Source organism: Nocardiopsis sp. CA-288880 (assembly GCF_050955985.1).
In the GTDB taxonomy this organism is placed as follows: domain Bacteria; phylum Actinomycetota; class Actinomycetes; order Streptosporangiales; family Streptosporangiaceae; genus Nocardiopsis; species Nocardiopsis tropica.
In genome coordinates this window covers 2,463,923-2,477,789 of the sequence record NZ_CP192105.1, presented here as the reverse complement: position 1 = coordinate 2,477,789, position 13,867 = coordinate 2,463,923, and the positions used below count along the sequence as shown (strand labels likewise).

General features: G+C 71.7%; 12 protein-coding genes. 9 read left to right on the top strand and 3 right to left on the bottom strand.

Going from position 1 to position 13,867, the window contains the following annotated elements:
• The first annotated feature begins 73 nt into the window (after window positions 1–73).
• The 6 genes from ACQPYD_RS10710 (at window position 74) to ACQPYD_RS10685 (ending at window position 8,139) form a co-directional block, all read left to right on the top strand.
• A complete protein-coding gene (locus tag ACQPYD_RS10710; protein WP_433700831.1) occupies window positions 74–1,672 on the top strand; it encodes an ABC transporter substrate-binding protein in 1,599 nt (532 codons plus the stop codon).
• Window positions 1,672–2,631 (top strand): ABC transporter permease, encoded by a 960-nt coding sequence (locus ACQPYD_RS10705; protein ID WP_330156226.1) that lies wholly within the window; start codon window positions 1,672–1,674, stop codon window positions 2,629–2,631. The genes ACQPYD_RS10710 and ACQPYD_RS10705 overlap by 1 nt, the downstream gene beginning before the upstream one ends.
• Complete coding sequence (locus ACQPYD_RS10700; protein WP_433700830.1) at window positions 2,628–3,536, top strand: ABC transporter permease; 909 nt, start codon at window positions 2,628–2,630, stop codon at window positions 3,534–3,536. The genes ACQPYD_RS10705 and ACQPYD_RS10700 overlap by 4 nt, the downstream gene beginning before the upstream one ends.
• Window positions 3,533–5,386: a dipeptide ABC transporter ATP-binding protein gene (locus ACQPYD_RS10695; RefSeq protein WP_433700829.1), complete on the top strand. Its 1,854-nt coding sequence runs from the start codon at window positions 3,533–3,535 to the stop codon at window positions 5,384–5,386. The genes ACQPYD_RS10700 and ACQPYD_RS10695 overlap by 4 nt, the downstream gene beginning before the upstream one ends.
• An 81-nt stretch (window positions 5,387–5,467) precedes the next feature.
• Window positions 5,468–7,471 carry a CocE/NonD family hydrolase gene (locus ACQPYD_RS10690; RefSeq protein WP_433700828.1) on the top strand — a complete coding sequence of 668 codons (2,004 nt, stop codon included), beginning with the start codon at window positions 5,468–5,470 and terminating at the stop codon, window positions 7,469–7,471.
• Window positions 7,468–8,139, top strand: coding sequence for a TetR/AcrR family transcriptional regulator (locus ACQPYD_RS10685; RefSeq protein ID WP_433700827.1), 672 nt, complete (start codon window positions 7,468–7,470; stop codon window positions 8,137–8,139). The genes ACQPYD_RS10690 and ACQPYD_RS10685 overlap by 4 nt, the downstream gene beginning before the upstream one ends.
• 203 nt (window positions 8,140–8,342) lie before the next feature.
• Here the strand turns inward: ACQPYD_RS10685 and ACQPYD_RS10680 are convergent, their stop codons facing one another.
• The 3 genes from ACQPYD_RS10680 to ACQPYD_RS10670 form a co-directional block, all read right to left on the bottom strand.
• Window positions 8,343–8,906: a maltokinase N-terminal cap-like domain-containing protein gene (locus ACQPYD_RS10680; protein WP_433700826.1), complete on the bottom strand. Its 564-nt coding sequence runs from the start codon at window positions 8,904–8,906 to the stop codon at window positions 8,343–8,345.
• Between the two features lie 76 nt (window positions 8,907–8,982).
• Window positions 8,983–10,287 carry a PP2C family protein-serine/threonine phosphatase gene (locus ACQPYD_RS10675; RefSeq protein WP_433700825.1) on the bottom strand — a complete coding sequence of 435 codons (1,305 nt, stop codon included), beginning with the start codon at window positions 10,285–10,287 and terminating at the stop codon, window positions 8,983–8,985.
• Entirely contained in the window at window positions 10,284–11,096 is an 813-nt protein-coding gene (locus tag ACQPYD_RS10670; protein ID WP_433700824.1) for an alpha/beta fold hydrolase, read from the bottom strand. Before ACQPYD_RS10670 ends, ACQPYD_RS10675 begins: the two co-directional genes overlap by 4 nt.
• 635 nt (window positions 11,097–11,731) lie before the next feature.
• On the opposite strand from ACQPYD_RS10670, the gene ACQPYD_RS10665 reads away from it, so the two are divergent.
• The 3 genes from ACQPYD_RS10665 (at window position 11,732) to ACQPYD_RS10655 (ending at window position 13,797) form a co-directional block, all read left to right on the top strand.
• Window positions 11,732–12,238 carry a hypothetical protein gene (locus ACQPYD_RS10665; protein ID WP_433700823.1) on the top strand — a complete coding sequence of 169 codons (507 nt, stop codon included), beginning with the start codon at window positions 11,732–11,734 and terminating at the stop codon, window positions 12,236–12,238.
• 237 nt (window positions 12,239–12,475) lie between these two features.
• The gene (locus tag ACQPYD_RS10660) at window positions 12,476–12,919 is read left to right on the top strand and encodes an immunity protein YezG family protein (protein WP_433700822.1); all 444 of its coding nucleotides are present in this window, start codon (window positions 12,476–12,478) and stop codon (window positions 12,917–12,919) included.
• 548 nt (window positions 12,920–13,467) lie between these two features.
• Window positions 13,468–13,797 (top strand): DUF6507 family protein, encoded by a 330-nt coding sequence (locus ACQPYD_RS10655; protein WP_267949293.1) that lies wholly within the window; start codon window positions 13,468–13,470, stop codon window positions 13,795–13,797.
• The last annotated feature ends 70 nt before the right edge of the window (window positions 13,798–13,867 follow it).

Sequence of the window (13,867 nt, the reverse complement as noted above, 5' to 3'; positions counted from 1 at the left end):
CTATCGTGCATGAGTCGTATCAATCGTTCAGTGAACGATTGATCCGTTCGCAGCACACCACGGAGGGGAAGACATGCCGCGTTCACCGGGGGCCGAGGGCGCCCCGCCGCGGATCCCGCGCAGAACTGCTCTGCTGGGGGGAGCCGGGGCACTCGGGGCCGCGGTCCTGCTCCCCGGCTGCGCCGCGTCCGGTCCGCAGGCGGCCCCGGCGCTCCCGGAGGCCGCGGCCACGGGCGCCACCGCCGACGGCGGCGTGCTGCGCATGGCCCGGCCGCCGGCGTCGCAGGCCGAGACCCTGGACCCGGCCAGCTCCCTGTCGGCCTACGAGTACCTCGGCGCCCTGTACAGCCGGCTGGTCCGGATGGACGCGGAGGGGCGGACCGTGCCCGACCTGGCCACCGGGTGGGAGTCCGACGACGCCGGCCTGGTGTGGACCTTCCGGCTGCGCGACGGGGTCCGCTTCCACGACGGCCGCGGCTTCACCTCCGCGGACGCCGCCTACACGCTCCGCCGGATCGTCGACCCCGACCTCGCCTCGCCGCAGGGGACGGTCCTGGGCCCGCTGGTCGACCCGGGCCGTGTGCACACCCCCGAGCCGGGCGTGCTGGTGGTCGAGCTGACCACGCCCAACTTCGAGTTCCCGGCGCTGCTCACCAACTACCACTGCTACGTCGTCCCCGACGGGGACGGCGACACCATCGGCGCGACCGGCATCGGCACCGGGCCCTTCCGCCTCGACTCCTTCTCCCCCGGCGGCCGGGGCCGCATCGTCGCCCACGACGACCACTGGGAGGGACGGCCCGCCCTGGACGCCATCGAGATGTTCTCGATGACCGACATCCAGGCGCGGACCAACGCGCTGCTGGCCGGCCAGGTCGACCTGATCTCGCAGACCAACCTGGACTTCGCCACCGCCCGCGTCGTCGAGGCCTCCGAGCGCGCGACCATCGCGCGCTCGGTCAACGCCCAGTGGTACGTGCTGCCCATGCTCACCACGGCCGAGCCGTTCACCGACGCGCGCGTGCGCCGGGCGATGAAGCTGGCCTACGACCCGCAGCACGTCATCGACGTGGCCCTGCAGGGCACCGGAGTACCGGGCAACGACAACCCGGTCCCGCCCGACACGCCCTACTGGACCGACTACGCGCTCGAACGCGACCCGGACCGGGCCCGCGCCCTGCTCGCCGAGGCCGGGCACGAGGGCCTGAGCCTGGAGCTCTACACCTCCGCCTACGACCCGGTGTTCACCCCGATGGCGCTGGCCTACCGCGACTCCGCGGCCGAGGCCGGGATCGACATCACCGTCCGCAACACCTCGGCGGACTCCTACTACACCCAGATCTGGATGCAGAAGCCGCTGATGGCGACGTACTGGTACACGGGGCGTCCGGCCGACCAGCTGCTCAACCAGGTCTTCCGCAGCGGCTCCTCCTACAACGAGACCGCCTGGTCCGACGGCGCCTTCGACAATCTGCTCGACGCCGCCCGCGCCACGGCCGACGAGGACCGCCGCCGCACCCTGTACCAGGACGCCCAGCGCATGGTCGTGGACGAGGGCGGCGCGATGACCCCGATGTTCGCCGACCGGCTGGTGGGCCTGTCCCGGGACGTCCTCAACTACCACGAGTCCGGTTTCGAGTTCGACTACCTCAACATCGGATTGAGGCCCTGATGATCGTCTACATCTCCAGGCGGCTGCTGTCCGCGGTCGTCACCGTGCTCCTGGCGTCGGTGATCGTGTTCGCCGCCGTGCAGCTGCTCCCGGGCGACGTGGCCACGCAGGTGCTCGGCCAGGACGCCACCCCCGACGCCGTGGCCGCGCTGCGCGAGCAGATGGGCCTGAACCGCCCGGCCGTCCTGCGGTTCCTCGACTGGATCACCGGTGCGGTGCGCGGCGACTTCGGGGTGTCCCTGGTCTCCGGCGAGCCCGTCTCCGCGACCCTGTGGCTGCACCTGCGCAACACCATGCTGATCGCGGTCGCCACCATCGCCGTCGCGGTCACCTCCTCGATCGTGCTGGGCGTCGTCGCCGGCCTGTACCGGGACCGCTGGCCGGACACGGTGATCTCCACCCTGACGCTGATCGGGATGAGCGTGCCGGAGTTCGTCGTGGCGACCCTGCTCGTGCTGGCGCTGTCCATCACCGTGCCGGTCCTGCCCGCCGTGGTCCTGGACGAGGCGTCCGCGCCGGTCGCCGACCTGTTGCCCGCGGTCGTCCTGCCGACCATCGCGCTGTCGGTGGTGATGACCGCCTACATCGTGCGGATGACCAGGACCAGCGTCATCGACGTCATGGAGAGCGAGTTCGTGACCACCGCGCGGCTCAAGGGCCTCGGGACGGGCCGGGTCGTGGTGCGCCACGCCCTGCCCAGCGCGCTGCTGCCCACGCTGAACGTGATCGCGATGAACGTGGCGTGGCTGGTCGGCGGCGTGGCCGTGGTCGAGAACGTCTTCAACTACCCCGGCGTCGGCCGGATGCTGCTGGAGGCCGTGCACAACCGCGACCTGCCGGTCCTGCAGGCCATCGCCGTGGTCAGCGCGGCCGTGTACGTGCTGTGCAACCTCGCCGCCGACCTGGGGGCGATGGCGCTCAACCCGCGCCTGCGCACCGGAGAGAGGAGTGCCCGATGACCGGGTCCCCGCACGGGGCCTCCGGGCCCGCCGAGACGACCGGGTCAACCGGGGCAACGGGATCGGTCCGCGCGACGCTGCGCTCGCTGGCGCGGTCCACGCCCGCCGTGGTCGGCCTGTCCCTGGTCGCCCTGCACGTGCTGCTGGCACTGCTCGCACCGCTGCTCACCTCCTACTCCCCCACCGCCAACGACCCCGGCAGCGCGCTGCTCGGGCCGGGCGCCGACCACTGGGCGGGCACCGACGCCTACGGCCGCGACGTGGTGAGCCGGGTGCTGTACGGCGGCCGCTACGCGCTGACGGTGTCCTTCGCCGCGACCGCCTGCGCGGTGGCGCTCGGCACCGTCGTGGGCTGCGCGGCCGCGCTCAGGGGCGGCCGGCTGGACGACGCGCTGATGCGCGTGCTGGACGCGATCCTGGCCATCCCGCCGATCCTGGCGCTGCTGGTCGTGGTGACCGTGCTGGGGGCGGGCCCGGCGGTGATCGTCCTCGCCGTGACCGTCGTCTACGCGCCCCAGGTGGTGCGCGTGGTGCGCGCCGCGGCACTGGGGGTGGCCCCGCTCGACTACGTGACCGCCGCACGGGCCCGCGGTGAGCGCACCGTCTCCATCCTGGTCCGCGAGGTCCTGCCGAACATCGCCCACGTGGTGTCGGTGGAGTTCGCGATGCGTGCCTCATGGGTCGTGCTGCTGATCAGCTCGCTGTCCTTCCTCGGGTTCGGCGCCAACCCGCCCACCCCGGACTGGGGGCTGATGGTCGCCGAGAACCGCACCGCCATGGTCGTGGTGCCGTGGGCGACGCTCGCCCCGATCATCGCCCTGGCGACCCTGGTCGTCGGGCTGAACCTGTCCGCCGACGGCCTGTCCCGGGCCTGGGGCGTCGACCGCGCGAAGGAGAGCTCATGAGCGGCACCGAGTCCGGCCCCCTGGTGCGGGTCGAGGGGCTGTCCGTGGCCTACCGTTCCGGCGGCGCCGACGTGACCGTGGCCCGCGAGGTGTCCTTCGAGGCGGCGGCCGGGGAGACGGTGGCCGTGGTCGGTGAGTCCGGCAGCGGCAAGTCCACCGTCGCCGGGGCCCTGCTCGGTCACCTGCGGCACGGCTCCCGGGTCACCGGCGGCCGGGTCCTGGTCGACGGCAAGGACGTCCTGTCCCTGGACCGGCGGGGCCTGCGGGAGCTGCGCACCCGCGACATCGCGATGGTGGGGCAGAACGCGGGGCACGCGCTCACGCCGTCGATGCGCGTCGGCGCCCAGATCGGGGAGTCCCTGCTGTCCCAGGGACTGACGCGCGCGCAACGGCGCGAGCGGGTCCGCTCCCTGGTGGAGAAGGTCGGGCTGCCCGATCCCGAGGGGATCGTGCGCCGCTACCCGCACCAGCTCTCCGGCGGGCAGCAGCAGCGGGTGGCGATCGCCATGGCGCTGGCGGCACGGCCCAAGGTGCTGGTGCTGGACGAGCCCACGACCGCCCTGGACGTGGTTACCCAGGCGCGGATCCTGGACCTGGTGGCCGGGCTGGGCGAGGAGTTCGGCCTGACGTCGATCCTGGTCAGCCATGACCTGGGGGTCGTCGCGCGGATGGCCGGACGCGTCGTGGTCATGCGGGAGGGCGAGGTCGTGGAGGCGGCCGGGGCGGCCGAGCTGTTCGACGCGCCGCGGCACCCGTACACGCGCCGCCTGCTCGCGAGCGTGCCCAGGATCGGCGACCGTGGGCTGGCCGAGGTCGCCGAGGACGGGACGCGGACCGTGCGCGAGCGCGTGCCGGTCCCCGACGACGCGCCCGAGGTGGTGTCCCTGCGCGACGTCACGATCGACTACGGCGCGCACCGGGCCGTCGACGGGGTCTCGCTCGGTCTGCGCCGGGGCGAGGTGCTGGCCCTGGTCGGGGAGTCGGGCAGCGGGAAGTCGACGCTGGCCTGGTCCCTGGCGGGCCTGCGCGCACCGTCCTCCGGAACCATGCGGCTGCTCGGCGCGGACACCGGGGGCGGGGACCGCCCCGGGGACGGGAGCCGGGACGGCGACGGCGACCTGGCCGTGCGGGCTCGACTGCGTCCGCCGGGCGTCCGCCGCCGCGTCCAGCTCGTGTTCCAGAACGCCGACACCTCCCTCAACCCGCGGCGGATCGTCCGCGAGGCCGTGCGCCGGCCGCTGCGGTTCTTCGGCCTGGCCGAGCGGTCCCGCGCCGACGACCGGGCGCGCGAGCTGATCGCGGACGTCGCCCTGGACCCGGCGCTGTCGGACCGGCTGCCCGGACAGCTCTCCGGCGGGCAGCGCCAGCGGGTCGGCATCGCCCGCGCCCTGGCCGGGGACCCGCGCGTGGTGGTCGCCGACGAGGTCACCACGGCGCTCGACGTGTCGGTCCAGGCGGCCGTGCTCGCGCTGCTGGACGACCTGCGCACCGAGCGGGACCTGGCGTTCGTGTTCATCAGCCACGACCTGGCGGTGGTGCGCGGGATCGCCGACCGGGTCGCGGTGATGCGCGACGGGCTGGTCGTGGAGGAGGGCCCCGTCGAAGCGGTCTTCTCCGGGCCCAACCACCCCTACACCCGGCGGCTGCTGGACGCGGTCCTGGAACCGCGGCCGGTCGGGACGGGCGGCGGCGCGACCGCGCAGGCGTCCGAGCCGGCCGGGGAGACGGCCGGGGACACGGCCGCCCCGCCCCGGGACCTGGCGGAGGTCCCCGACCCGGAGTGGATCGACCTGGGCGGCGGCCACCGGATCCGCCGGTGGGACGCCGACGGGACCGACCCGCGGTCCTGACACACAGGTCCTGACACACGGTTCCTGGCACACGAACGGTCCCGTCACGCACGGGCCCACACGAGAGACGAACGGGGGAGCATGCGCTACCGAGAGGACTTCGCGCGCGAGGTCGAGGTCCGCGAGGACTGGATCCCGATGGCCGACGGCACACGGCTGCACGCGCGCGTGTGGCTGCCGGCGGACGCCCTGGCGGACCCCGTCCCGGCGCTGCTGGAGTACCTGCCCTACCGCAAGGGCGACTGGACGTCGCCGCGCGACGCCCAGCGCCACCCCTACTACGCGGGCCACGGCTACGCGTCGGTGCGGGTGGACCTGCGGGGGTCCGGCGACTCCGAGGGCGTGATGCTCGACGAGTACGCCGAGCAGGAGACCGCCGACGGGGTCGCGGTCGTGGAGTGGCTGGCCGCGCAGCCCTGGTGCACCGGCCGGGTGGGGATGTTCGGCATCTCTTGGGGCGGGTTCAACTCGCTCCAGATCGCCGCCCGGCGCCCGGAGCCGCTCAAGGCGATCGTCACGGTGTGCTCGGCCGACGACCGCTACGACAACGACGTGCACTACATCGGCGGCTCGGTGCTGGGCATCGACATGGCCGGCTGGTCCGGCACGATGCTGGCGTTCACGTCGCGTCCGCCGGACCCGATCACGGTCGGCGACGCGTGGCTGCCGATGTGGAAGGAGCGACTCGACGCGCTGGAGCCGTTCGTCCACACCTGGCTGGACCACCAGACCAGGGACGACTACTGGCGGCACGGCAGCGTGTGCGAGGACTACTCCGCGATCGACGCCGCGGTGCTGGCCGTCGGCGGCTGGGCCGACCCCTACCGGGACACCGTGCTGCGGCTGGTAGAGCACCTGCCCGGCCCGGTGCGCGGGCTGCTGGGGCCCTGGGCGCACCAGTACCCCGACATCGCGCGGCCGCCCGGCCCGCACATCGGCTTCCTCCAGGAGACCCTGCGCTGGTGGGACCACTGGCTCAAGGGCGCGGACAACGGCGCCATGGACACCCCTCGGCTGCGGTCGTGGGTCCAGGAGCCGGTGCCGCCCGCGACCGCCTACACGGAGCGGCCCGGCCGCTGGGTCACCGACGACGCCTGGCCCTCCCCGGCGACCCAATGGTCCGAACAGGCCCTCGGCGCGGCGGGCGGCGCGCCGGTGACGGTGCACAGCCCCCAGCACACGGGCGTCGACGCGGGCCGCTTCTTCCCCTACGGCAACGCCACCGACCTGCCCCCCGACCAGCGGGAGGAGGACGGCCGGTCGACCTGCTTCGACGGCGAGCCGCTGGCCGAGCGCGTCGAGGTCCTGGGCCGGGCGCGGGTGCGCCTGCGCCTGGACGCCGACAGGCCCCGGGGCACCGTGATCGTGCGCGTGTGCGACGTGGCCCCCGACGGGGCCTCGACCCTCGTCACCCGCGGCGTGCTGAACCTGGGCAGCCGGTACGGGCGGGACCGGTCGGTGCCGTGGGAGCCGGGAAACCCCGAGGACGTGGAGGTGGAGCTCACCGGGACGGGGTACGCGTTCCCCGCCGGGCACCGGATCCGCGTGGCGGTGTCGACCGCGTACTGGCCGTGGGTGTGGCCGCAGCCCGACGACCCGTCCCTGACCGTGTGGCCCGACCGGAGCGCGCTTCTGCTCCCGGTGCGGCCCGCGGGCACGGACGAGGGGCGCGCGCCGGTGGAGTTCGAGAGGCCGGAGCAGGCGCCGCCGCTGGCGGTGGAACTGGGCGCGTCGGAGCCCCGGCCCGAGCGCCTGGTGTCGCACGACGTCGGGACCGGCGAGTGGGTGCTCGACGTCGACCCCAACTACGGCGGGTCGCGCACCTACCCCAACGGTCTCGTGTACACGGAGAAGGCGCGGGAACGGTACCGGATCCGGGTCGACGACCCGTTGTCGGCCATGGCAGGATCCGAGTGGGAGATCACCATGCGCCGGGAGGACTGGGACGTTTCCGTGCGGACGTCGAGCGAGCTGACCGCCACAGCGGACCACTTCGTCGTGCACAGCACGGTGGAGGCCCGCTCCGGCGGCGAGGTCGTCGCCACCCGGCGCTGGGAGCGCGAGATCCCCAGGACCGCGGGATGACCGACCCTGCCGAGGGACCGCCGGCCGCCGGGACGGCGGGGGCCAGGCGCCGCGCGGTCGCGCCGGACAAGCGCACCCGCCAGCCCACCGAAGTGCGGCGGCGGCTCATCCTGGAGGCCGTCGTGCCGCTGGTGATCGAGCACGGGGCGAGCCGGGTGGGCGTGCGCGACATCGCCCGCGCGGCGGGGGTGTCCGTCGGCACGGTCACGTACCACTTCGGCGGTGTGCGGGAGATCCTCAGCGAGGCGGTGTCGATCGAGATCGACGCCTACTACCGCCCGCTCGGCGAGCGGATGCTGGCGTGCCCCACCGCCGTGGAGGGGCTGACCACGCTCATCGAGGGCGTGTTCAGCGCGGAGACCGACCGGCACTGGCGGCTGTGGTTCGACAACTGGGCGGCCGACGCCAGCCTGGAGCCGGACTCGCGCCAGCACCGCCGGTACGAGGAGTGGTCGGACCGGGTGGCCGAGCTGATCGCCCGGGGTCGCGACCGGGGTGAGTTCCGCTGCCCCGACGTCGCCGAGACCACGACCCGCTTCAACGCCCTGGTCGACGGTCTGGCCCTGCGCCGCCTGCGCGGCGCCCCGCCGCTGAGCATCGAGCAGGCCCGCGCCCACCTGCGCCGGTTCCTGACCGGGGAACTGGGCCTGGAGCCCTCCCCGGCCTGAGCCGCACGGGGCCGTCCCTCCCCTCTTCTCGGAGGGGAGGGGGCGGGCCCGGGTCCTGCACCGTCCGAACCGGTTCACGAGGGGGCACTGGCCGTCCGTATCCGGGTCGACCAGCCGGGGCCGGTGGAGCCGACCGCATCGTCCGCGATCCGCTGGGGCTTCGGGAAGCACACGGCGAATGCCGGGGACCGGAGGGCCGCGGGTCAGGTCAGTGCCGCGACCACCACCCGCAGGTCCCCGCACCGGGCGCGGAGTCGCGACCTGCCCCCGGGTTCGGCGTCCAGCACGTGCGGGATCAGCACCTGCCCGCCCCGGGCCGAACCGGCACCGGTGTTCTCCTCGCCGAATTCCCTAGAGACCAGGACCTGCTGGGCCCTGCGTCCCACGACGCGTCCGTCCTCGTGGATCTCCAGCTCCGCCTGTTCCTGCTCGCCCGCCAGGGCCCGCCGGAAGCACGCGAGCGCCACCCCGTCCCGGGTCCCGTCGTAGACCCAGCGCGGCCCGAGGACGGAGTGCTCCAGGGTTCCGACGAGGTCCTCCTCGTGACCGGCGAGGGGCGCGCCCCGGTAGGTCAGCGGCACGTGGAGCAGGCAGCCCCCGCGTCGGACCAGGAACGCCTCCACCCCGACCTCGCCCTCCGGGTCGTCGAACCGGTACGCGCCCAGCACCTCGTCGGGCCCCTGCCCCGCCCACGGACGGCCGTCCAGCCAGGCCCCGATCAGGGCCGGTTTGCTCGGTGTGAGGGTCGCACTGTGAATGATCGCCATGGGCACCAGTATCCGCCGGCGGCTCCGCTGAAGCAGGTCCGGGGCCGCCCGCAACGGCACGGCCCCCTGCGGGCGCTCACCCGGTGTCCGCCCTCCCGGCAGCGGTGCCCGGGACCGCGGGAACGCCGAGCGCGAGCAGCGCGGTGTCGTCGTCGAGCCCCTCACCGAAGCTCCGGAGCAGGTCGCTCAGGGCGTTGATCGCCTTGGAGGGGCTGGAGGGGGCGTGTTCGGCGGCGAAGGCGAGCAGGCCGTCCTCGCCGTACAGGGTGTCGCGCCGGGGTCCCGTGCGGGCCTCGGTGAGGCCGTCGGTGTAGAGCAGGAGGGTGTCGCCGGGGGCCAGGACGGTCTCGGCCGTGGTGAATTCGGCGCCGGGCAGCACGCCGACGAGCATCCCTCCGGGGGTGTCCAGGAGGTCGGCCCTGCCGTCGGCTCGCAGGACCAGGGCCGGCGGGTGGCCGCCCGAGGCCAGGCGGACCCGGGCGGTCCCCCCGTCGCCGCCGGGTTCGAGGGTGCCGAGGACGACGGTGCAGTGGCGGGCCTCCTCGTCGTGGGCCTGGCCCTCCAGGAGGACGGTGTTCAGCGTGCCCAGGGCCTCGGCCGGCTCCGAGGTGTGCAGGGCGGCGGCGCGCAGGGCGTACCGGGCCCGGGAGGTCAGGGTCGCCGCCTCGGGGCCCTTGCCGCGCACGTCGCCGAGGAAGAACACCCAGCGGGTGTCGTCCAGGCGGAGGAGGTCGTAGAAGTCGCCGCCCAGCTGGTCGGGAGAGGCCGGGTGGTAGTAGGAGGCCGCTTCCATGCCCGGCACGGCGGGCAGGCTGTCGGGAAGGAGGGCCTTCTGCAGGACCGTGAGCGCGTCCTTCAGGCGGGCCCGGTCGGTGTCGGCCTGCTCGCGCGCCCGGTCGGCCTCGGCATGGGCCCGTTCGGCCTCCCGGCGGCGGTGCAGCAGCTCTTCCTCGTAGGCGCGGCGTTCGGTGGCGTCGAAGACGTTGGTGTGGATCAGCAGCGGTTCGCCCGCGCTGTCGTGCTTGACGGCGGAGGAGACGAGCACGGGCAGGCGGGCGCCCCCGGCGACCCTCATCTCCAGGGCGATACCGCTGACCTGGCCCCGCATGTACAGCAGCGGCGCGAAGTGCGTCTCGTGGTAGAGCCTGCCGCCCACGGTGAGGAGGTCGCTGAAGCGCATCCGGTCCACCACGGCGTCGCGTTCCAGGCCGAGCCACTCCAGCAGCGTGGCGTTGATCCGGACGATCGTGCCGTCCATGAGCGTCGACAGGTACCCGCAGGGCGCGAACTCGTAGAGCTCCTCCGCCCCCTGCTCCAGCAGTGCGCCGACGGCCGGGTCGGGGCGGCCGCTCCTCCCGGACGGTTCGTGTTCCCCGTTCACGCCGTGCGCCGCAGGGTGTCCAGGAAGCCCAGGATCGCCTCCGCGGTGGCCTGCGGCGCGCTCAGCTGCGGGCAGTGGCCGGTGGCGTCCAGCGTGACCAGCCGGGAGGAGGGGATCGAGTCGTGGACGAAGGCGCCGACCCCGCGGGGCGCGATGAGGTCCTGGGAGCACTCCAGGACCAGGGTCGGGACCTCCACGCCCTTCAGGTCCGCGCGGTTGTCGGACAGGAAGGTGGTGCGGGCGAAGACCCGGGCGATGTCGGGGTCGGTGGCGCAGAAGCTGTCGGTCAGCTCCTGTCCCAGCTCGGGCCGCTCGGGGTTGCCCATGATCATCGGCGCCATGGCCGACGACCAGCCCAGGTAGTTGGACTCCAGGGAGTCCAGCAGTTCGTGGATGTCCTGTGTGCTGAAGCCGCCGCGGTAGTCCCCGTCGTCGATGTAGCGGGGCGAGGGGGTCACCATCACCAGGGCGCCGATGCGCTCCGGCACCGCCTGAGCGGCCAGGACGCCGACCATGGCGCTGACCGAGTGGCCCACGAACACGGCTCCTTCGAGGTCCAGCGCCCGGCTCAGCTCCACCACGTCCTGGGCGTAGCCGTCCAGGGAGGAGTACCTCTCCTCGCTCCAGGAGGCCAGGTCCGACCCGCCGGAGCCGACGTAGTCGAAGAGCACCACCCGGTACCGCTCGGCCAAGGCCGGCGCCACCAGGCGCCACAGGTTCTGGTCGCAGCCGAACCCGTGGGCGAGGACCACCGTGGGCCCCTCGTCCGTCCCGGTGATCGTCACGTTGTTCCTGCGGAGGACGTCCACCCCGGACACCCCTTCACCTGGTCCAGTCCACCGAAAAAGATACCTGACCCCATCACACCATATTCGGTGGCAAACCTCGCGTTTCAGGCTCTCGGGGGTGAGCGGTTCCCCGGGTCGGCGCCGTGCCCGGGGCCGGTGTGCGTCCTGACCGGCTTCGCTCACGGGCCGTTGTCCGTCCGGCGCTGCGGCACCAGCCGCCCGCGTCATCTCCGCCGACCGAGCAGGCCGCGACCACCGGCTTGTTCGGCGCAGGAGTCCGGGTACGGTTCTCGACTTCCGGCCTGTCACGGTCGGCCCGTCGAAAACGCAGAGTCCCGGCGCTCACAGTTCCGTCGAGGCAGCCCTCGATCAGCTGGCAGATGGCCGGTCTGCTGTGAGCTTCCCGCACGCCCTCTGTCCGTACTGCGCCCGAACCGGGCCGTTTCTGCGGTCATGGACCCGAGGCGTGGGACGGCGAGGCCCACTCCCCCACCCCGATCAGCACGGTGCCCACGACATGCCTTCCCCGAGGACATCGGAGCCGTCTTCAGGCTCCGGAGGAGTCACGGGATGATGGAACCACTCTTCGAGATCGCCGGTGTTCTCTCCGACATGGACGACATCGTGAATATTTCCATGGAATTCAAGGGACCGCTTTGAACGACCACGCCTCCACACTGACCGAACGCCTGATCCGCGCCGATTGGCACGGAGGCTTCAACCACACACGGTCCCGAGTCGCCCTGATGAAGGAGCATCTTCGGCGCGCAGCCCTGTGGTCGCACCATCTCCGCGCCAAGCAATGGCCCTTTTTCGATGCGGCCGCACTGGCGAACCCGAATATACGCGCCGACGAGGAATTTGTTTCCACAATCATCGAGAATGAGGAGATAATCCATCAGTTCCCCTTGGTCATGGACACCTGCGTCTGGGCGCTTCATTTCAGCGCACTGCGCGACTCGGGAGAGGCCCTGCCGGTTCTGCCGGACATGTTCGAGCCGCTGGTCATATTCTATGAGCGCGGAGGAGGATTCGGCATCGACACCACCGGGATGATTCAGATAGACTTCGCGGCCATGGAGCGAGGATCTCCCGCAAGCCATTGGGACGACAAAGCAAAGACATCCGTCGATGCAGAAGCATTGGATCTCTTGGACCGGTAGCCCCTGACACCCGACAGTTCCACCCGGAAAAACCCTGCATGACGGTTCCACCCGAGAGCACCGGCGGCCAGGACCCACCCGATGGCACGAAAAACGGTACCGGACCTCCGACGTCAGGGGCGATTTCTGCGTCCGGGCATTCGGAGAACAGACCTGCCTCCATCGACAGGAACCATCCCTTGTGACTGCTTCCAAGAAAGTCCTTCTGTGTCGAGCCAAAGGTCGGACGATCAAAATATGAGCAGCGAAGGAACACAGGAGCACCTACAGAAGATCGGCACCGTTCTCTTCGGCGCGGCACCGGAGGGGTGGACCTCGATCGAAGCCCGCTTGTCAGCGGTCGGGCACGTGGGACAATGCCTGGTCTACGCTTCCCCAGGAGGCCGAGGCGAGACTCGAATCACCACGCCAGCCAAGATATCGGGACACTTCATGCGTCTTCGGGGACTGATGTACCACGAAGGAAAGGGCACATGGTACACAGCGACCTTCACTTTGGAGAACAACGGTTCCTTCAATGTCGATTACGACTACGATAACGAACCGGATTTTCTCCCTCCCGAGCCCGGACCTCACGAATACCGACTCGACCACCAGTGTTTCCCCCGCGACGAGGAGCACATCCCTGAGTGGCTGCTTCGGAAACTCCGGGAAGCGGGACAGGACCGAGAAACCCCCTGACGCATGGCGTGGTCACCCTGCTCGAGAAGGCGTCCATGCTGCGCGGCATGACCAGGGTCCTGGTCCAGGGAGGGCCACCATACCGACGGCGCGGTCGTCCGACCAGTCGGCAGCTGGTCGGTCCGCTGTGAGCTCCCGGTGTGTCCTCCGCCGGTCCTGCGCGCGAACCGAGCTCTCTGTAGCAAACACCCTGTCAGCAGGTCCCTCTTCCGTCTGTATGGCAATGCGGGGATCGGGTGCCTTCGGTGGGTTGCCCGTGCAATGGCGAACGAAGGTGGTCGAGGCCTGCTCCGACAGTTGATCGGCCATGATCGCGCTGGAATGCCCATGCCTTCCGAAGCGCATGGGACCGACACAGTTGGGTCCAGGCGGCCCCTCTCCTGTGCCCTGCCGAAGCAGTACTGGCCGGAATCGGCCACCGATCGTCCGCTTGACCTCTGACGACACGGAAACAGTGATGCACGGGGCGAAACCATGGCAATAGAGTCTGCATCGCCACCAGAAATACCACCCTGCCCCCCACGCCCCGAGACAGAGGGGAGACCCCCGTGTCAGCCTGGAACATCCAGACCGGAGAGGTATTCGGCGTCCTCTCAGGCGTCTCCGGACACATAGGCGACGAAGAGGGAAGCCAAGGGCTCACCTCGCACTTGAATTCGATGGAAACGCATCTGAACGAGGCCAACAGCGCGGCCAACAGCGACCCGATCGGGGTAGCCCTCTCCGAGTTCGCCGAGCACTACTTCGACGAGGTCGGCGGCATGGTCGAAAAGAGCGCCAGTGCGGTCGGGGGCGCCAGCGATGCCACCTTGCACTATGTCAACGGCAACCTGCAGATGGCCGCGGACGCCCAGGCCAACGCGGGAGAGATCGCGTAGGGACGCTCCCCTCCAGGGATCACGTCCGCTCCATGAACGTGCCACCCGAACTCCCCGACGGAGGAAGGGA